Genomic DNA, 17,951 nt, shown 5'->3' with positions numbered 1-17,951 from the left:
AGTAATTGGAGGATTTCTTCTATGAATCAACTGGCAGTAATGGGAGCCATTGAGCAAGGTTTACTATTTGGTATCTTGGCTCTCGGTGTATATCTGACCTTCCGAGTTCTAAACGTTCCTGACTTGACCGTAGATGGTAGTTTTGCCTTGGGAGGCGCAATCGCAGCCAAATTCATTATCGATGGCACCAATCCGTTTTTGGCCACTCTGCTGGCTTTCATCGTAGGTGGATTAGCAGGAGCTTTTACGGGCGTCTTGCATACCAAAGGAAAGATTAACGCACTTTTGGCGGGGATCTTGACGATGATCGCCTTGTACTCGATCAATTTGCGTGTCATGGGAAAAGCGAATCTGCCTCTTTTGCGGGAAGATACCTTGTTCACTTATGTAAAGGATATGGGTATTCCGAACCTGGCCGTAGGTGGAGTTACTTTGCTATCTGGTGTAGCAATCGTCTTTATCGTAGGTGTTCTGGTGTTAAAGCTGATCATTGACTGGTTCCTGCATACGGATATGGGTCTGGATTTGCGTGCGACAGGTGACAACTCGAAGATGATACGCAGCTTTGGGGTAAACACGGATTCGACAACGATTATCGGTTTGGCTCTCTCCAATGGCTTGGTAGCTTTAGCTGGTGCGTGGGTAGCCCAATACCAAGGCTTTGCGGATGTAGGAATGGGGATCGGGATGATCGTCATCGGTCTCGCTTCCGTTATTGTCGGTGAAGTTTTGTTTGGCAGCTCTTCGATTTTCCGAGTGACGCTTGCTGTCATTCTCGGCTCGATTGTGTACCGCTTGGTCATTGCGCTAGCTCTTGATGCAGGACTCAATCCTTCTGACATGAAGCTGATTACGGCCCTGATTGTTATCATTGCCCTGACTGTCCCAACTGTGGCAAAAGGCATCTGGAAAAAGCAAGCGGTACGCTCGGCAAGGGGAGGAAGCAGCGATGCTTAAAATTACAAACGTCAACAAAGTATTCAACGCAGGAACTGTGAATGAAAAGATCGCGCTTCGAAACGTCAATCTGCACGTGAAGAAAGGCGAGTTCATCACCGTTATCGGAAGTAATGGTGCCGGTAAATCGACGATGATGAACATGATCTCTGGAGGACTGACGCCGGATAATGGAAGCATTCAGATTGACGGCAAAGATGTCACACGCTTGGCGGAGCACCAGCGTGCAGGTCTGATCGGCCGTGTGTTTCAGGATCCAATGGCAGGTACAGCGCCGAACATGACGATTGAGGAAAATCTGGCAATCGCTTTGGGACGGGGGAAACGTCGTACACTTGGATTTGGGGTGAATAACCAGAAGCGAGAGCAGTTCCGCGAGCAGCTCAAGCAGCTGGATCAAGGGCTGGAGAACCGTTTGAAGACCAAAGTTGGTTTTCTCTCAGGAGGACAGCGTCAAGCACTGAGCTTGTTGATGGCTACCTTCACGGAGCCGAAGATTTTGCTCCTCGATGAGCATACAGCAGCGCTTGACCCGAAACGGGCGCAGTTGATTGTAGATTTAACGGAAAAAATCGTGGAGCGCTATAAACTAACGACAATCATGGTCACGCATAATATGGAACAAGCGTTGAACATGGGGAATCGTCTGTTGATGCTCCACGATGGGGGAATTATTCTCGACATTCCGGATGAGAAAAAACGGACGATGAAGCCACAGGATCTGCTTCGGGCATTCGAAACAGCCCGCGGTGGAGAAAGCTTCAGTGAAGATCGCTTCTTGTTAACTTAATTGGATCGAATCAGCCTTCCTGTTCAAGCGGGGAGGCTTTTTCGTTGGTGGAAAGATACACGTACATGAATGCGGCACCGATTAAAAGGATGCCTGCGACAATGGTAAAAAGGATCGTGCCCCCATAATGTAGCAAGACAAGGCTGCCCAAGTACGGTCCGCACATGCGGGAAATATCCCAGTGTGTTCCTGTGATCGCGAAGTACCGTCCGCGCATCGTGACAGGTGATATCCGGGTGACGAAGGCCATCAATTGCGTCAGCCCAATACTCTCTCCGATGACGAGCAACACTTGCAGGGCGAGAAGGCCAGGTACGTTGTCGATGAAGGCGTAACCCAAGGATACGATGAGAAAACAAATGTACGCACCGCTAATCAACAGGCGAGCAGGCAAGTGCTGGGTCCATTTGACGAGTATATACTCGAATAGGAGCAGCAGGACCCCTTTTACCGCAATGAGCAAGGCGAGTGTTTGCAAATAGTTGGGCAGCGTGTATTTCAGATGAAGCTGGAGATTTGTTTCGGTTTGCGCGTAAAACAGACTGATCGGCAAAGCCAGCAGCATAATGGCAAGGGCTGGTCGATAAGCATGCCAGAAGCTGCGTGAACGTACGGTTGCTGCTTCTTCGACGGGAGCCTCCGGCAGCGGAGTTTGCGGGATTTTCCACCAGACGGCAAGAGCATAGATCAATAGCGAGATCGCAGTAAACAAAAATGCCATAGCAGGATCATACTTATAAATGATGACTCCGACTAAAGGTCCCAACGCGGCCCCGATACTGCTAGAAGTACTGAGAAGGGCAAAGGCACCAGCCATTTGTGCAGAGGAAATCGTATCAGCGAGATGCGCGCGGCTGACAGGGATAAACAGGGAGCGGCCGGCACCGTTGATGATGTACAGGATCGCAAAGCCCGTCATGGAATCGGCCCAAGCCATTCCCAACATAGCGAAGCCTTGCAGGAAAAGGGCGAGCAGCATGATTGTTTTTCGGCGATAGCGATCCGTGATGCCACCAGCAAATAGTGTCAGCAAAATCTCGGAGAAGGGCTGCAAACCAATGACGAGCATGGTCATGGTGACAGAGCCGCCGATGTTCTCGCTCAAGTACAACACGAGAAACGGAGCGATCATGGCGCTGGATAGTGAGGTGAGCGTTTCGCCAAACAAGCGGACCCAGAGGAGTGCCGGATACGCAGCAACGAATCGACTAAGTGCATGAGGAATGAGTGACATAAGATAGTCCTTTCTTTCGGCTTTTTCCGGTTAGTTGGTGTTTTTAGAATTGTAAGGTAGCAAAGACCAGAGAAAAAGCGTACGATTAGGCGAATAGCTTTTTCATGTTTTATGGGCGAATTGGTGGTGGCAAGATGCAACTCGTTGAACAATACATGCGTCTATGTGCGGGGCGGCCGAATGAAACGATTGGGCATCCGCTTGACATATCGTTAGCTGAAGTTGCTTCGATTTTATTTTGTACGTTGCGGAATGCGACTTTGACCTTGAAAAAAATGCAAAGCCAGGGATGGGTTGTTTGGCAGCCGGGGAGAGGTCGAGGAAATCGATCTGTACTGACATGCTTGTTAGTGCCCGAAGATCTGATCATGAGCGTAGCCAAGGAACTTGTGCAAAAAGGAGAAATTCGTGCTGCGCGGGATATGATCGACGAATATGGGGGAAATTTTCCTGCTTTGGGTGAAAAATTTTCACGATGGATGAATAGTCAGTTTGGACATCGTGTGAAGCGGGAAAAGGGAAGTAAGGGTAGAGTCGATACTTTGCGTTTGTTTTACAGTCGACCATTCGCAGGGCTTGATCCGATTCATATTCTCCTGCGCTCCGAGTCACATATGGTCAAGCAGCTATTTGATTCTCTCGTCCAGTTCGATCCAGTTACGAGACGGATTGAACCCGCTATCGCTTTTTATTGGGAGGCTAGTGAAGAAGGAAAGCAGTGGACTTTTTATTTGCGGAAAGGAGTCTTATTCCACCATGGCCGTCCACTTGTTGCCGATGATGTGCGCTTTTCCTTCCTTCGTTTGATGGAGCATTCCTTTAAACATCGCTGGCTAGCCGCTTCAATCGAGTCGATTACCGTCAAAGATGACTACGTATTAACGATTTCTTTGCATATGCGGGATGAACTGTTTTTACAAGCGCTGAGCAAGGAATACATGGCGATAGTCCCCGCTGATTACGTTCTGGAGATGGGGGAGCAATTTGCACAAATGCCAGTAGGAACGGGGCCGTTTCGAGTAGTCCGCAACGATGATTCTATGCTCGTGCTGGAAGCGTTCACGCCCTATTTTGGGGGAAGGCCGTTCTTGGACCGAATTGAGATCTGGTGCGTACCTGGAATGGCAGCAGGAGCTCAGGCGGATGAGAGCATGTTATCTGTGACGGCTTTGGATGATCATCGGGATACGAGCTTTCTGGCATGGAGTGACGTTGGCAGATTGGAAGATTGTTTTCAATACGTCAGCATGAATGGAGCAAAGAATGGCCCGCTGTCACATCGGGAATTTCGGAGTCTCGTGGTGGCTATCATTTGTGGACAAGCCTTGAGACAAGAGCTACAGGGAACGAGGGAGCATGCAGTCATCTGGGGTACAACGGATTCGTTCCAAGAACCAAAAAAGGTGCCGGGTTCACAGGAGTTGGTTCGTATTTTCAAAGAGAGCGGGTATCAGGGAGAGGCGCTGTCGCTCTATACCTATCCAGACTCCGATCATATAGAAGATGCCCAGTGGATTCAGAAAACGTGCAAGGCATACGGAATTGCTATAGAGATTAGGTATGCATCCCCGGAGGAGCTTGCCTCGCCTTCGTTATTACAAGAGGCTGATTTCGTTGTGGATAGTGCGAATGTAGATGAAAGGGCGGAGCTGTCTTTACGAGAATTTCTACACGCTGGTGCGTTGAGTATTTCTCATCATTTAGATCCGCATGGAAAGGAAGAGATCGCGTATTGGATGAATCGTCTGTCGTGCGCCCGAACAGCACAAGAGCGACAAGCTTGCGTAGACAGTATCATGCATACGCTTTCGGCTTGCAGTACGTTTGTCCCGCTGTATTCGAATCGAGTTGAAATGCTTGCACATCCGCGGTTATCTGGTGTAAGCCTGGATGCCTATGGTTGGATTGATTTCAGGCGAATTTTTGTACGGGAATAGCATAAATTTGTCACATAATGATGTGAAACCGCTTTCGTTTTTCAACGTATTATTATATGTAGATATCTATTATGCTCATCATGTTTTTGAGGAGGAACTATGCCGGTGTATACCAAAATCGAAAAGGACAAACACATTTTGTTTGCGTCTATTCGCTTGATGATCTGCGTCGGGCACGCCGACGGTTATATAGGAAACAAAGAAATAGATCGTATTCATGAAATCGTGAATTCGGAGCATTTTACATTGAAAGAACGACAAATTTTAATGGATGATTTGGACTATCCGAAGCGTCCGGAAGTCATCGTGGAAGACCTGGTAGCCATGACCCAGGCTGAAAAGCTCGTGATGATGCGAAAGCTCTACCACATGGCATTGATCGATCGGAAGCTATCCGCATCGGAGACAAAAGAGATTGCCCGCATCGCTTGCTTGATCGGAATCTCGGAGGAAAAGCAGCGTCAAGTAGAAGAGTGGATTCGCGAAGGGATTGCTTGGCGTGAACGATGGAAAGATATAGTTGAAGAATAGCCGGGGCCCCAATGTGATTGGGGTCCTTTCGTTTTAGGAGGAAGCTTGGCGCGGCCTCTTTTTCTACAGTACAATAAGGAAAATACGTCCCAGCAAGTGGCAACGCTATGGATGAAGGAGGAGACCCTATTTTGCGGATCTTGGTTACGAATGATGATGGCATTGATGCTCTTGGTATCAAGCGGTTGGTAGAAGCTTTGCTCACTTTGGAGGGAGCGGAAATCTCTATAGTAGCACCGGTTGAAGAGAAAAGCGGGGTTGGACACGGAATCACTTATCGGAGTGCACTCTCGCCTGAACAGCGTGATTTTTACGGAATGCCGGTGAAAGCGTGGGCAGTCAATGGTAACCCTGCAGACTGTGTAAAAGCTGCTTACCATCTCCTGTTTGAACATGGGAAAAAACCGGATATCGTATTCTCGGGGATTAACGTCGGGACGAATCTCGGACGTGATATTTATTACTCCGGTACGTGCAGCGGTGCCAGGGAGGCGGTAATTTTGGGTGTTCCTGGCGTTGCCCTTTCCTATGATAACTGGTTCGATCAAGACAACTACGGCGAGGTAGTGGAGATGATTCGTCCGCTTGTAAAAGAGTTTAGCAATCGTGCGATCAAAGGGGAACTGGCGTCAGAGGTATTCTGGAATATCAATATCCCGCATGTACCACTGGCTGAGGTGAAAGGAATGGTTCCGGCCACTTTGTCCATGAACCACTATGAAGACAAATATAGTGAAGAAGCAGAAGGCTATTATTTAGCCCGTGAGTATCCTCAGGTCATGCCCCTAGCAGAGCCGCTGGACTATGATTTGCTCAAGCACGGCTATATTGCGATTACCCCTGTCCACATTGACGCGACAGACCGGACTCTCTTAAAACAAATGGACAATTGGGCATTGCTAAAAGCTTGGGGAAAACAGGAGGAATAACGTATGAACGACGATTTTTTTCCTCCGCTAACCCCCGATGACACCCTGTGTTCTCCGGAAGAGTCAACGCAGGGAGAGGTACTCGATCCCGTTGTTTATCACGATTTGTACAAGCTGGCAGAAGAAGAGGGGCTTCCTTACTTTGTCCGTCTTAGTGGCACTGGTGAGGTGGAGCTGTATTTGGTGTTCGAATCGGTGGATGCTTTCAGCGAGCAGACGAGAGATGCCGTCTCACTCGAATTCAAGACGTATCAAAATAAACTGCTCGCTGTCATTTGGACCCTGTCGGACCCACTGAATCCACTTGGTTTTCCCTTGACGTTCGACATAGCGCGTGCTGATGAGCGAAGCATGGCCTTGAGATTGATCGAGCAGCCGTATACTTCTTTGCACTACTTGGCTTATGCGGATCGTGAGCTTACCCACATCTATTCCGAATCCCTCTCTTTTTCCCCAGCGGAAGTGGGGCGTACACGTGAGATGATTCAGGCGCTTTATGAGGGGACACCCGATACTCTCCCAGAAGAGGTACAGGTGCGTGAGGAAGAGACCGAAAGCATCTCAGCGATGAGCTTGCCTGCATCTGTTTTTACAGAATCGGGGATGGCCTTCGTATTGCGTTACAAGCATATGAGAGATGTCCATGGTGAAGAAGGGGCCCAGCATTTACTGATGAGTACTGTGCAGCAAGCTGTATGGGTCATGCGCAGGCACGCCCGTAGCGAGGTACGGGATACGTCCTTTACCGTATGGGCTGCGGAAGAGGGGGATTACGCAATGATCGTGCTGACGCCAAGTCTTTCGCATTTATTCGAGGTGGTTCATATGTCAGAGGATGAAGCGAATCCGTTCTCGCGCTTTTTGATGACCTTGCCGGAGTACGTGCAGACACAGGACGCTTCTCCCTTACAGTTGGGTGCCTATCCACTACTGCGTTATGAGAGCGGTCGCCTCTTTCATTTGGAGCTCGATGAAGAGGTACAGGAGCATCTCGCGCAGGTGTTTGCGAAAGCGTTTCCAGGAATGCCTGTCCCTTACCTATAATTGTTGTGAGATTGTGAAAAAGGACTCTCCCCGGAATTTTTTTGTCTTCGATGAAATATGGGTAAATAAGTCATTTTTCAACAAAGGATACGACAAGCGGGAATCCGAATTAGGTAAGACAGACATTCCATTGGGGAGAGGTGACGACGATGTACGCTGTTGAACCCAATTTGTTCCAAGCTGTTTCTGAATGCGCCCACCGTTTTCAAGGGGAGATTGAGCAACTGGCACAACGTCATGCACTTACGATCGAAGGAGGGCTTCCTGCGTTGGAGCTGCAGGTGCATCCGCAGTTTCAAGCATTGCTCGAGTACAATCTGTGGGGAGAAGCCGGTTTAGTTGTTATCCATGGGAAATTACATAAGCGCGATCACGTTTGGACAGATTCGTTTTCTGTCATGATGAAGTTCTCCTTAACGCATGATCCGAAAATCGATATCGAAGGGAAGAAGCAGCGCATTGAAGAGTTTTTATACGGGGAAGGAGAGTACTTCTGGAATATCCCTCCCGCTGGCCATGTGGGGCATAGTGAGCTGACCCTACGCTTTACCTACCAGCCTGGAACGAACCGTCTTGCCGAATATGTCAGGAGTATTTTGGGAATCGTAACCGGAAAGATGATGGCTGCCTAACGCGGCATGAAAGAGAATGGCTCTCCGTCACAGGAGGGCTATTTTTTTCGAAGGAGGACAGAAATGCGCTTATTCATCGCATTGGATATTCCAGCTGAGGCTGCCGCTTATATTGCCGATGTTCAAAAACGGTTGAAGCAAGATGTGACGGCAGACAGGTGGCAGTCTCTCACTAATTTGCATTTGACTCTGCATTTTCTTGGTGAAGTGGATGAGTCACTCGTACCCGCTATCTGCGAGGACATGGACATTGTCAGCGCGATCATCCAGCCAATGACCCTGCGTGTCGGCAGCTTTGGGGTTTTTCCGAATGCCCTGCATCCACGTGTGCTCTGGCTGGGACTGCGCGGTCAACTTTCCCCTCTCAAGCAGCTCCATTTGTTGTTGGGCAGACGGTTCGAATTGCACGAAGGCTTGTCCTATGATCGGAAGCAGTATCGGCCACATATTACGCTGGCGCGAGGTCCGCATCACAGTGGGAATGAGCTTGCCCTCCTGGATTGGAATGAACGCTATTTAGCGCAGGAGCCCCCACAATGGAAGGCGCGGCATTTCCATTTGTATCGTTCCGAGCTGTTGCCGAAGGGTGCGGTACATACGATTATCCACACGAGCACGTTTGATAAAGATCACAGCAAAAAACAAGCGTTGCCTGAATAGACTAAGAAGAAAGGATCAGGGAAGCCTTCCAGAAAGCGGTGGAAAACGGATGGGTGAGTTCACGACCGGCATTCTTTATCCACGCAAATACGAACCGAAAGTACTGATAGCCTTATCCAAGTCAGAGCAGCCACACTTCCACAGAAACGTCAACAGCGACTGGAATGCATTTTTCCTGCAGGATGAGTGGCTGGAAACCTCCACGACGCTTGATTTTTTGCTGAGACTGTCCAAGCAATTCGTTCCCCTCCTCTGGTTTCATGACGCTGAGGACAACGGCTGGGGCTTTCGCTTGTTCGATGCAGGCTTCGAGGTTGCGTCAGCGACAATCAGCTACTCGCTCGATGTGGAAATGGCGGAAGCCGAGTTCGGCAGGCTTTATCCAGAGATTGACCTGCAGGAAGGAATTGTAGACAGCGAGGACGTTCGGCAAAAGTATGAAGACATACTGGAGAGGGTAGTGCGTTCGGAGTTGTATCGGCGCGAGGTAGGTAAAGGGATCACACGTATCAAGCCGCAGTCATTTAGTCGGATCGTGGGTCCGAAGCAGATTCAGCAGTTGCGTTCCCTTTTTGATTTGCAGTTGTTGACGAACGTCGATGACGACACAGGGGCTTCACTGTTGTACGACTCGGTTGACCTGTTCAAAGAAATTTTGGGAATCGAAGAGATGGTGTGGGTGAACTTCGCGTATTTAGCAAGCGGAGGCAGGGAGTAGGAAACAACGAATAAAGAGAGCAAAAGCCCAGTGCATCTTCTTCGCACTGGGCTTTATACTGTTCGTTACTTCTTTTTCCACTGTCCAAAAATTTCATCCACATCAAGCAGCATGATCAGCTTGTCATTCATTCGGGCAATGCCTTGCAAATATTTGCCCTCTACACCAGCGATAATGGGTGGTGCAGGCTCGATCAAGCTCTGCGGAATATTCATGACCTCAGAGACCGCATCCACGATAATTCCGATGTTCAACCCATCCAGCTGCAAGTCAACAAAACGAGTGTCATCCGTTTCTTCCATAGGTTCCAAATCAAACATTTTCCGCAAGTTGATGATCGGTAAGATCCGTCCACGCAGATCAATGACTCCCTCGACATAAAGTGGAGATTTTGGAAAACGTGTAATGGGCAGCGGCTTGATGATCTCACGTACCAGCGAAATCGACAGGCCGTAATATTCATTCCCCATTTTAAACAAAATTTGTTGGTCAATAGCTGCTTCTGCTTCCCAATCCGAACCATTGCTTCTTTTTGTCATTTCCATCGTACATGATTCCTCCCCGAACCGCTTTCCATGTCTTTACCCATATTGTACCATGGGCAAACCTACTCAGGACGTTTTTTTGTCTCAGGCAAAGACGTAGAACAGACCGACCAGCGTCAGGCTCGTCGGTCTGTTCTCTTGATTATGGTTCACGAAGGTCGTTCAATGAAATTCCTTGCTCGAGCGCAAAATCAAAATCATCAACATCGTAAAATTGAACAGGCACGATATATTCCAATATTCGATCCTGATAATCAGGCTGGTCTGTGAGAAGTGGGGCCTCAAATTTCATGGCCGTCAACAATAGCTGTGTCTCTACGGGATCAAATATTTCCCCCCACATGGCGTTGTCCTCTACTTTTACGACCGTCAGGGTCACGCCGTTCGGAAAAGAAAAGGGAACCTTGGACCATGGGGCTATCAGTCCTTTTTCCATTCGTTTGCGGTTGAATGGATCGGCAAAAAATTGGCTCATTTCTTTCATAATCCGCCGGACATACTGATCATCAGCAGAGTAGGGCATGATAGGTTCAGGACTCTGGATAAATTCGTCCAATTCATAGATTGTCGACGCGGGTATCAGATATTCTACTGGTTGCGATGGGACCATCAACTCCCCGTAGATAGCCAACATGATCGCTTCTATAACGAATTGTTTCGACATTTCGACAACCCTCCTCGTTACCATCATACAAAAAATCAGGGGCACCGTACAAGGGTGGCGAGTAGGGCTCAAAAAGTTTAGGGAGGGTGCATCCTTTGTTTGAATCTGCTTTTTTTTCGTCGCTGCTACTCATCATTACCATCAACCTCGTATTAAGTGGAGATAATGCCGTGGTCATTGCCATCGCATGCCGGAAGCTCCCTGTCGAACAACGAAAACAAGCCATTTTGTGGGGGACGTTTCTTGCTATCATCGTACGCGTGATTGCTACGATTCTTGCTGTTTATTTGCTGAAAATCCCGTATTTGTACCTGATTGGAGGAATTATTTTGCTATGGATCAGCTACAACCTGTTGCGCGAGGATGACCGAGAGGAAGCAATCAACTCGAGTGAAGACTTGGTTCAAGCGGTCAAGACGATTGTTGTGGCGGATGTGATGATGGGACTGGACAATGTACTCGCTATTGCAGGGGCAGCGCAAGGAGACATCGTTCTTATCGTGCTAGGCCTCTTGATCAGTGTGCCTCTCATGGTTTTTGGTAGCCAGCTCATTTTAAGGGCAATGGAGCGCTTTTTATGGCTTGTTTATGTTGGTTCAGGTGTCCTGGCAGTCACAGCGGCGAATATGATTCTCATGGAAAATACGATGCGTGAGTGGATCGCAGGGAGGAGTTGGCTCGAATATGCGATCAAAATTGGGTTGGTCGCTCTCGTAGTAATAGGGGGATATTTGCAACGTACGAAAACGACACGGACCCACGCATGAAAAAACTGAGATGAATAAGGAATCTCAGCTTTGTCGTGGGCCTATAAGGTTTTGACGATCGTCACGCTCATCCATTCTTTATCGTAGAGATCGATTTCATAGGTGCTGGCTACTTCAGAGCCATCTTCATTGGTCAGAATACGGATTGTAGGTCGATTCACAGCCAATGGATTTACTTTGGAAACGACCCCGGTATGTCCTGTACTCAGCAATACAGTAGAAGCAATTGGATAAATAGCGACGTGCTGCAAGAATAGTTTGAGCAGGTCAAGGTCGAAATAGGTGTTTCCTGTAGCGAACAAGTACTCGGTAGCATCACTCGGCGAGTAGCTTTTCCGAAATGGACGCGGGGAAACTAAGGCATCGTAAACATCGGCGATTGCCACGATTCTTGCATACTCATGAATGTTATTCTCACTGAGCTGACGGGGATATCCTGTTCCATTGTATCTCTCGTGATGCTGGAGCGCACAGTGTGCGGAGACGACCGAGATATTATGTTGATTCCGCAAAATATTGAAGCCTTCTTCGGTATGGTATTGGACACGTTGGCGTTCTTCTGCGCTTAATTCTGTAGGCATGGTCCAGAGCTCCTTAGGAACCTGCGTCATGCCGATGTCGAACAAAAGCGCACCAATTCCCAATTCCATCATCTGCTGCTGGTTGTAGCCTTTGGCCATCCCTACCACACCAGACAAAACGGCGACATTGACAGCGTGGTGAAAAAGATAACCATCCAGCACGTGAAGACTGGACAGGTTGACTAAGATGTCTTTGCGACTGCTCAAGTCTTGGAAGATTTCTCGAAAGACCTTTTGAAAACTGCTTCCGAAATCAGGTGCGGACGTACGGCGCTTGATCTGCGGCTGGTCCATGAGGGTGGTCATCGTTTTGTACACGGCATCCACGGCTTCTTTACGCGTCTCATCGCGGATTACATCTTCCGGCATGATATCTTCTGTGTGCTTGTCTTGAATGTACAGGGTATCAATTCCCAATTGAACAAGGCGTTCTATGTAACGGGGAGTTAGTTGTACCCCGATCCCCAACAGAACGTTCCCATTTTCTTGGAAAATGCTCTTGGCGATGACATCGCCCGGCTTTACCGAAGTAATATGCAATTTTCTCACAACGAAAGCCCCAGTCCTTTTTTGGTGGAATGTAAATAGTCCTGATTTTCTGGCAGTTCATGTAGTACCATTTTATCACAGTAGAACATGGGGAGACTAGCGCTGTCGAGGTACTTCTCTTAATTGTCATTTTTTTCCGTATTTAAAAACACGATTATTGCTCGGCTGCGCGATTTGAACGTGTAAACCAGCGGAATGGATTGAGTGACCAGCGAGGCTCATAGCGGGCATAGCGCTCCTTACGACGAGTCAAGCGTTGTTGCATAAGATCCAGTTCAAAAGTAACACGACGCATTTCCAAGCGGAGGGACTCTTGCATTTCTTCTATGTCCGCAATCTTTTGCAGAATGGTCGACTGCATATGATTCATGGAGGAGAGTTGAGTGAGCTCTTGCTGAAATTGGACGAGTGTCTCGTGGACTGTCATTTCCACTTCTCGCATGCCCGTACCCAGCTTGTTTGTGGCGCTTAGCGTAACGGCGGTTTCTTCCGCACCCACGAGTTCTTCTGCCATGAGCATTTCCTCGGACAGGCGACCTTCTTCTATCAGTTGGCGCTGAATATCTTTTAACGAGCTGTTACCGTTATCTTTTCTTTCTTTCACTTCCTTGAGCAGTTCAAAGCCTGCTTCGCTGATCAAATAGTGACCCTGCGGATTTTTTAGACGTTCCTGAGCAGGTACGAACAAGTCCAGCCAGTTACGTAGTGTACGAACATGCACATCAAGGCGATCAGCTACCTCTTTTGAAGCCATCCAAACTTGTACATCCATCCCGAATCACTCCCTTTTTTCCTCTCGGTATTCCCGGTGGACTCATTATAGCACCAAAATTTTCCGGGTAAGAGAGAATCGACAAAGGTTCTAAAAACTAGTGATCTTTCGTCCGATTCGGACAGGTCGTCGCATTTTGTCAAATTTGCTAGGCTGCTCATAATGACCGGGACAGGCGCGTACATATGGAAGGAGTAAGCATGTTTTTGCTCGTTGGGTGAGGAGAGGACCGGATGATGCAATCTGTTTTCTGGATTGTCCTTTTGACTGCTGCCTTGGCGAGCAGTATCGGGGGACTGCTGTTATGTCTGCGTGCTTGGTCGTCCGAGGCATTGTTTGCGATGATCAGTGCAGGGGCTGGGCTACTGCTGGCGATTACGCTTCTAGATTTGATGCCACATGTCTTTTCTGATAAGAGCTTGTGGTTGATGCCATTTGTGCTCGTTGGCTTTGTTACGCTTTTTGCTTTGGAATTAATTAGCAAGTCGAATGGAGAGTTTGGCTCCACGGGAATGATTGGGGTCATGACGGGTTTTTTATTACATGCATTTGTCGAAGGTATCTCTTTAGTCGCGAGCTTGCGGATGGATTCAGAAGTTGGGGTATCCGTGTTGGTGGCGATGCTGCTGCACAAAATCCCGGATGGTGTAACTGTAGCCTCTCTTTTGCTGGCAGCGACCAACTCGAGAAAGAAAGCATTTTGGGGCGCGACGTCTCTTGGGATTGCGACGATTGCAGGAGCTCTCAGCTTTGGTTTTGCTGAGCGAATGTTTCCATCAAATTGGTCTGGCATTATGCTGGCCATGACGACTGGTATTTTTTTATATGTATCCGCCAGCCATCTCGTCCCTTATATCGGACAAACCAAAAAGGCACAGTATGGGGTTTATTTTGTTGGCGCGATGGCCGTGTATCTGATCTTGTCTGCTTTTTTACACGCGAACCACTTGCATGCATAAAAGGGCCCATTCCTAGCCAGTCTAGTCTGAAGGAAGGGAGTGTGGACTTACAGTATGAACCATCAAGAACAAATGCAAACAGACGATCATTTGCAGTCACTGACTGAATTCCCGGTCATGGGGACATCGTTGAATCCATTGCAGGAATCGTGGGCTTCCTCTGAAACTCTATCAACGCTAGGTGACCAGGCCGGAAGTACCGATTAAATTTTACACTGCCTCTCTCGTTTATTCACTCGTATCCATGGACAAGATCGGTTATAATGCAGGGGAATAAGTTGGGAAAGGGGCAGATACATAATGAATACATTGCTGCAAGGAAAGAACATCGTCATCATGGGCGTAGCGAACCACCGCAGTATTGCCTGGGGAATTGCGCAATCCTTACATAATGCTGGAGCGAATCTGATTTTTACGTACCAAGGGGAGCGTCTGCGTGAAAACGTGGCGGCACTCACAGAAAAATTGGGAGTAGAGTCGCTGTTGGTAAACTGTGATGTCACGAAGGATGAGGATGTCGAAGCGGCTTTTGCTGTGATCAAAGAAAAAGTGGGCGTGATTCATGGACTAGCACATTGCATCGCGTTTGCGAAAACGGAAGAGCTCGAAGGTGAGTATGTGAACACTTCCCGCGAAGGATACGCATTGGCACAGGACATTAGCGCATTCTCCCTGGTAGCAGTTGCTCGTGCTGCTCGTCCGTTGATGACAGAGGGCGGAAGCATCGTGACGTTGACTTACCTTGGCGGTGAGCGCGTGATTCAAAACTACAACGTGATGGGTGTAGCCAAAGCTGCGCTTGATGCTTCTGTTCGTTATTTGGCAAACGACCTGGGCAAAGAGAACATTCGTATCAATGCGATCTCTGCTGGTCCAATCCGTACGCTTGCCGCAAAAGGAATCCGCAATTTCAACTCTGTGCTGAAGGAGATTGAAGAAAAAGCGCCATTGCGCCGTACGATTGACCAATCGGAAGTAGGCGACACGGCTCTCTTCTTGTTCAGCAATCTCTCCCGAGGAATCACGGGTGAAATTCTGCACGTCGATGCTGGCTACAGCATTATGGGCGGCTAACCAGAAGCAAATTACCCGAAAAAGAATAACAGGCCCTGCTTTCTCGCATACTATACCCAAAATGAATGCGTGAAAGGGGGCCTGTTTTATGTTTCCATTGATTACGAACATGGAAGAATTCTTGATTTATATGGGCGGTGGCTTTCAGTACTTACCTTCCCATCTCGGCGATGAAGCGGGAGGTGCGGGTCTTTCGTCCGAATCGCTCCCGGGGGATACCGATACACAAGCTGTGACGGGCCCGGGTAATCGCGACGTATAAGAGACGGCGTTCTTCTTCAAGCGCACCAGAGCCGCCTTTTCGCAGCTCATCCAATGTGTACTCATGAGGAAGGGCACCCTCTACCAGATCGGGCAAGAAGACGTGGTCGTATTCGAGACCTTTTGCTCGATGGATGCTTAAAACATGAACAGCTTCGTCGGGGAGTGGTCGCATCGTGCGCCACTCTTTTTCTTGTCGCGTCATTTGATCGATATAAGCCAAAAAATCGCTGATCGTCGCATGGCGCTTGGATGCTGCCAGTATTTGCTGTAGCTCATCGCTCCAACGTTCCCGGCCATCTTCCCGGTCTTTCGCGCGTTTTTTTAGATAATCGCGCAGTTTGCCATCCTCATAGATAAGCTCTAACGCCTGAGCAGGTGGAACATCCTTGCACGCGGTGAGTATCTCATTGATTTGCTGCATGTGCTTGCGCTGATACGGTTTGAGCTGTGTCAGATGCGGAAGAACGTGCAGAATCGGCTTGTCCTCGATGATGGCTTGGCTGCGCAAGGCATTCCACATTTCCGCTGAGATGTAGAGGGTCGACAATATTTCTTTTAGCGCATCGGTGTCATCCGGGTTTAACGCGAGCCGCAAATAATTCAGCGTCCAGCGAACCGTCTGGCGTTGGTAAAAGGATTCCTCTTCTTGTGTGTAATGAAAAGGAATTCCGGCTTCGCTCAGGCGCTCCAAAATGGGGCGTGCCGATTCATTGGTGCGGTACAAGATTGCGCATTCACCCAAAATGGCCCCCTGCTCGCGACGATGGATAATTTCATCGACGATCCGGGAAGCTTGTTCTTCTTCGTCTTCCGGCTCGAATAAATACGTGTCGCCTTCCTCGCGATGAAAGGACTGACATTCCTTTGCCCAACGCTCCCGGTTGTGACCGATCAGCGAGTAGCCAAGACTGACGATCGAGGAATGGGAACGGTAGTTAACCTCGAGTGTAAACGTCGACGCCTGCGGAAAGTCTTTGGTGAAGCCCAGGATGTACTGCGGATCACTACCACGAAACCCGTAAATGGACTGGTCATCATCCCCGATGACACATAAATTGTTTTGCGGAGCGGCTAATAGCTTGACCGTCTCATACTGAATGCGATTGATATCCTGAAACTCATCAACCATCACATAGGTGAGGCGTTCCTGATACCGGCGAAGGAGTCCTGGATCATCGCGCAGCATTTCATAGCAGCCAATGAGCATGTCGTCAAAGTCAAACCATTGATGCTTTTTCTTCGTGGCCTCGTAGAGAGGATAGAGCTGGATCGCCCGTTTTTCTGCATCGCTCGTTGCTTCCCGATACGCGACCTCATGGGGGAGGATGTATTCGTTTTTCCAACGGCTGACGATGCCGAGTGCCTCGGTGATCTCTGTTTCTTTTAACGTGGCAAGGTCTTCATGACCGAGCAGTGCACCAGTCTCGCGCATCAACCGCCATTTTTGCCAATCCTTTTTCAAAAGGCGCTGCTGATCCCAGCGTTCTGGCTGGTGATGCAGGAGCATTCGGTAAAAGATGCTGTGGAATGTTCCGGCAATCAGCTCACGTGCTTGTCCAGCGGGTAGCTGCCGGGCAATGCGCTGACGGATTTCATCGGCGGCTTTGGTTGTAAAGGTCACGACCATGATTTGATTCGGCTTTACGCCCAAATCTGAGATCAAGTGAGTCGTGCGTGCAGTCATGACGCGCGTCTTGCCACTTCCGGCTCCGGCGAGGATGAGAAAAGGCCCCTCGGTAGCGTGCACCGCTTGCTGTTGTCCCGGGTGCAGCGATTGATCGCGCATTTGCTCAGCCATGTGAGAGATGGTCTTCTTCGGCATCAAGCGTTTGCGGAAAACCGGTGGCTTCGGAGCTGGCGGGGGAGACGTCGTGCTCGCGCCAATTGTTCTCTTTTTCGGAAGGCGAAAGGAGCCGATGGTTGTTGGATTTGCTTCGTCTACGTCTATGGATGCCTCGCTATGCTCCTTAGATGAGAAAGCGAGTGGTTCTTTCGTGTTATCGCCGTTGTGATCCTTTGCAGCCGTAGCAGCCAAGACAGCCTGAAAGGCAGTGGCAGCCGTCTCATTTATCGCTTGCAGCGAATCAAGTGGAGCAGGACCATTTTCCGTCAGAAGCGGGCACTCTGCTCCTTCGGGATGGAAGAAATGCGGCTCAAAGCTGATGCCAGCATGAAGACGAAGCGCCGATGCACAGGCTGGACAGCGTACCTTGTCCTGCCGGGCAGCCATGCGCCAAAACGGTATGCAGTTGTAGTTCTCAGGTAGCAACAGGATGGGTTTGTTGTCTAGTAAAGCGTAGTTCATCAGGACACCTCGGAAACAAGAAGTGCCCCCTGTCGGCAG

The 17,951-nt window shown here is 49.0% G+C and carries 19 protein-coding genes; 13 read left to right on the top strand and 6 right to left on the bottom strand.

The features are described 5' to 3' along the window. Positions 1-21 precede the first annotated feature (21 nt). Positions 22-957: an ABC transporter permease gene (locus tag HPY31_RS23505; protein WP_016742450.1), complete on the top strand. Its 936-nt coding sequence runs from the start codon at positions 22-24 to the stop codon at positions 955-957. After that, a complete protein-coding gene (locus tag HPY31_RS23500; protein ID WP_015892291.1) occupies positions 950-1,747 on the top strand; it encodes an ABC transporter ATP-binding protein in 798 nt (265 codons plus the stop codon). Before HPY31_RS23505 ends, HPY31_RS23500 begins: the two co-directional genes overlap by 8 nt. A 10-nt stretch (positions 1,748-1,757) precedes the next feature. On the opposite strand, the gene HPY31_RS23495 is transcribed toward HPY31_RS23500, so the two are convergent. Further along, entirely contained in the window at positions 1,758-2,981 is a 1,224-nt protein-coding gene (locus tag HPY31_RS23495; RefSeq protein WP_172142683.1) for an MDR family MFS transporter, read from the bottom strand. 134 nt (positions 2,982-3,115) lie between these two features. Here HPY31_RS23495 and HPY31_RS23490 point away from each other — a divergent pair, with 134 nt between their 5' ends. From HPY31_RS23490 to HPY31_RS23460, 7 genes are all read left to right on the top strand, one after another. Next, the gene (locus HPY31_RS23490) at positions 3,116-4,918 is read left to right on the top strand and encodes an SgrR family transcriptional regulator (RefSeq protein WP_172142740.1); all 1,803 of its coding nucleotides are present in this window, start codon (positions 3,116-3,118) and stop codon (positions 4,916-4,918) included. A 99-nt stretch (positions 4,919-5,017) separates the two neighbouring features. Beyond that, positions 5,018-5,449, top strand: a complete 432-nt coding sequence (locus HPY31_RS23485) for a tellurite resistance TerB family protein (protein ID WP_016742453.1) — start codon at positions 5,018-5,020, stop codon at positions 5,447-5,449. Between the two features lie 107 nt (positions 5,450-5,556). Continuing rightward, positions 5,557-6,378 (top strand): 5'/3'-nucleotidase SurE, encoded by an 822-nt coding sequence (gene surE, locus HPY31_RS23480; protein WP_172142682.1) that lies wholly within the window; start codon positions 5,557-5,559, stop codon positions 6,376-6,378. A 3-nt stretch (positions 6,379-6,381) separates the two neighbouring features. Beyond that, positions 6,382-7,422 carry a hypothetical protein gene (locus HPY31_RS23475; RefSeq protein ID WP_172142681.1) on the top strand — a complete coding sequence of 347 codons (1,041 nt, stop codon included), beginning with the start codon at positions 6,382-6,384 and terminating at the stop codon, positions 7,420-7,422. A 149-nt stretch (positions 7,423-7,571) separates the two neighbouring features. Beyond that, complete coding sequence (locus tag HPY31_RS23470; protein ID WP_172142680.1) at positions 7,572-8,054, top strand: hypothetical protein; 483 nt, start codon at positions 7,572-7,574, stop codon at positions 8,052-8,054. A gap of 63 nt (positions 8,055-8,117) precedes the next feature. Next, positions 8,118-8,714: an RNA 2',3'-cyclic phosphodiesterase gene (gene thpR / locus HPY31_RS23465; protein WP_172142679.1), complete on the top strand. Its 597-nt coding sequence runs from the start codon at positions 8,118-8,120 to the stop codon at positions 8,712-8,714. A 49-nt stretch (positions 8,715-8,763) separates the two neighbouring features. After that, positions 8,764-9,432 (top strand): hypothetical protein, encoded by a 669-nt coding sequence (locus tag HPY31_RS23460; RefSeq protein ID WP_172142678.1) that lies wholly within the window; start codon positions 8,764-8,766, stop codon positions 9,430-9,432. A gap of 65 nt (positions 9,433-9,497) precedes the next feature. Here the strand turns inward: HPY31_RS23460 and HPY31_RS23455 are convergent, their stop codons facing one another. After that, a complete protein-coding gene (locus HPY31_RS23455; RefSeq protein ID WP_016742458.1) occupies positions 9,498-9,977 on the bottom strand; it encodes a chemotaxis protein CheW in 480 nt (159 codons plus the stop codon). 142 nt (positions 9,978-10,119) lie between these two features. Further along, positions 10,120-10,641, bottom strand: coding sequence for a hypothetical protein (locus HPY31_RS23450; protein WP_015892281.1), 522 nt, complete (start codon positions 10,639-10,641; stop codon positions 10,120-10,122). A gap of 86 nt (positions 10,642-10,727) precedes the next feature. Between HPY31_RS23450 and HPY31_RS23445 the strand changes: the two genes are divergently transcribed. Further along, the gene (locus tag HPY31_RS23445; RefSeq protein WP_172142677.1) at positions 10,728-11,408 is read left to right on the top strand and encodes a TerC family protein; all 681 of its coding nucleotides are present in this window, start codon (positions 10,728-10,730) and stop codon (positions 11,406-11,408) included. A gap of 41 nt (positions 11,409-11,449) precedes the next feature. Here the strand turns inward: HPY31_RS23445 and HPY31_RS23440 are convergent, their stop codons facing one another. Then, complete coding sequence (locus HPY31_RS23440) at positions 11,450-12,538, bottom strand: HD-GYP domain-containing protein (RefSeq protein WP_016742460.1); 1,089 nt, start codon at positions 12,536-12,538, stop codon at positions 11,450-11,452. Positions 12,539-12,692: 154 nt separating this feature from the next. Then, a complete protein-coding gene (locus HPY31_RS23435) occupies positions 12,693-13,310 on the bottom strand; it encodes a MerR family transcriptional regulator (RefSeq protein ID WP_172142676.1) in 618 nt (205 codons plus the stop codon). Positions 13,311-13,543: 233 nt separating this feature from the next. Here HPY31_RS23435 and HPY31_RS23430 point away from each other — a divergent pair, with 233 nt between their 5' ends. The 3 genes from HPY31_RS23430 to fabI all read left to right on the top strand — a co-directional run bounded on the left by HPY31_RS23430 (position 13,544) and on the right by fabI (position 15,343). After that, a complete protein-coding gene (locus HPY31_RS23430; protein WP_172142675.1) occupies positions 13,544-14,269 on the top strand; it encodes a ZIP family metal transporter in 726 nt (241 codons plus the stop codon). Positions 14,270-14,323: 54 nt separating this feature from the next. Beyond that, entirely contained in the window at positions 14,324-14,476 is a 153-nt protein-coding gene (locus HPY31_RS23425) for a hypothetical protein (RefSeq protein ID WP_172142674.1), read from the top strand. A 93-nt stretch (positions 14,477-14,569) separates the two neighbouring features. After that, entirely contained in the window at positions 14,570-15,343 is a 774-nt protein-coding gene (gene fabI / locus HPY31_RS23420) for an enoyl-ACP reductase FabI (RefSeq protein WP_016742464.1), read from the top strand. A 151-nt stretch (positions 15,344-15,494) separates the two neighbouring features. Here fabI and HPY31_RS23415 read toward each other — a convergent pair whose 3' ends face one another. Then, a complete protein-coding gene (locus tag HPY31_RS23415; protein ID WP_172142673.1) occupies positions 15,495-17,912 on the bottom strand; it encodes a UvrD-helicase domain-containing protein in 2,418 nt (805 codons plus the stop codon). Positions 17,913-17,951: the final 39 nt, after the last annotated feature.

This window comes from Brevibacillus sp. HB1.3, assembly GCF_013186635.1.
In the GTDB taxonomy this organism is placed as follows: Bacteria; Bacillota; Bacilli; order Brevibacillales; family Brevibacillaceae; genus Brevibacillus; species Brevibacillus brevis_D.
The sequence above is the reverse complement of the archived record's forward strand: the minus strand, read 5'-3'. Positions and strand labels throughout refer to the sequence as shown.

Excerpts from the sequence above, each read along its gene's own strand:
- HPY31_RS23505 (WP_016742450.1), top strand. The coding sequence starts at position 22 with ATGAATCAACTGGCAGTAATGGGAGCCATTGAGCAAGGTTTACTATTT.
- HPY31_RS23500 (WP_015892291.1), top strand. The coding sequence starts at position 950 with ATGCTTAAAATTACAAACGTCAACAAAGTATTCAACGCAGGAACTGTG.
- HPY31_RS23495 (WP_172142683.1), bottom strand. The coding sequence starts at position 2,981 with ATGTCACTCATTCCTCATGCACTTAGTCGATTCGTTGCTGCGTATCCG.
- HPY31_RS23490 (WP_172142740.1), top strand. The coding sequence starts at position 3,116 with ATGCAACTCGTTGAACAATACATGCGTCTATGTGCGGGGCGGCCGAAT.
- HPY31_RS23485 (WP_016742453.1), top strand. The coding sequence starts at position 5,018 with ATGCCGGTGTATACCAAAATCGAAAAGGACAAACACATTTTGTTTGCG.
- surE (WP_172142682.1), top strand. The coding sequence starts at position 5,557 with ATGGATGAAGGAGGAGACCCTATTTTGCGGATCTTGGTTACGAATGAT.
- HPY31_RS23475 (WP_172142681.1), top strand. The coding sequence starts at position 6,382 with ATGAACGACGATTTTTTTCCTCCGCTAACCCCCGATGACACCCTGTGT.
- HPY31_RS23470 (WP_172142680.1), top strand. The coding sequence starts at position 7,572 with ATGTACGCTGTTGAACCCAATTTGTTCCAAGCTGTTTCTGAATGCGCC.
- thpR (WP_172142679.1), top strand. The coding sequence starts at position 8,118 with ATGCGCTTATTCATCGCATTGGATATTCCAGCTGAGGCTGCCGCTTAT.
- HPY31_RS23460 (WP_172142678.1), top strand. The coding sequence starts at position 8,764 with ATGGGTGAGTTCACGACCGGCATTCTTTATCCACGCAAATACGAACCG.
- HPY31_RS23455 (WP_016742458.1), bottom strand. The coding sequence starts at position 9,977 with ATGGAAATGACAAAAAGAAGCAATGGTTCGGATTGGGAAGCAGAAGCA.
- HPY31_RS23450 (WP_015892281.1), bottom strand. The coding sequence starts at position 10,641 with ATGTCGAAACAATTCGTTATAGAAGCGATCATGTTGGCTATCTACGGG.
- HPY31_RS23435 (WP_172142676.1), bottom strand. The coding sequence starts at position 13,310 with ATGGATGTACAAGTTTGGATGGCTTCAAAAGAGGTAGCTGATCGCCTT.
- HPY31_RS23430 (WP_172142675.1), top strand. The coding sequence starts at position 13,544 with ATGATGCAATCTGTTTTCTGGATTGTCCTTTTGACTGCTGCCTTGGCG.
- HPY31_RS23425 (WP_172142674.1), top strand. The coding sequence starts at position 14,324 with ATGAACCATCAAGAACAAATGCAAACAGACGATCATTTGCAGTCACTG.
- fabI (WP_016742464.1), top strand. The coding sequence starts at position 14,570 with ATGAATACATTGCTGCAAGGAAAGAACATCGTCATCATGGGCGTAGCG.
- HPY31_RS23415 (WP_172142673.1), bottom strand. The coding sequence starts at position 17,912 with ATGAACTACGCTTTACTAGACAACAAACCCATCCTGTTGCTACCTGAG.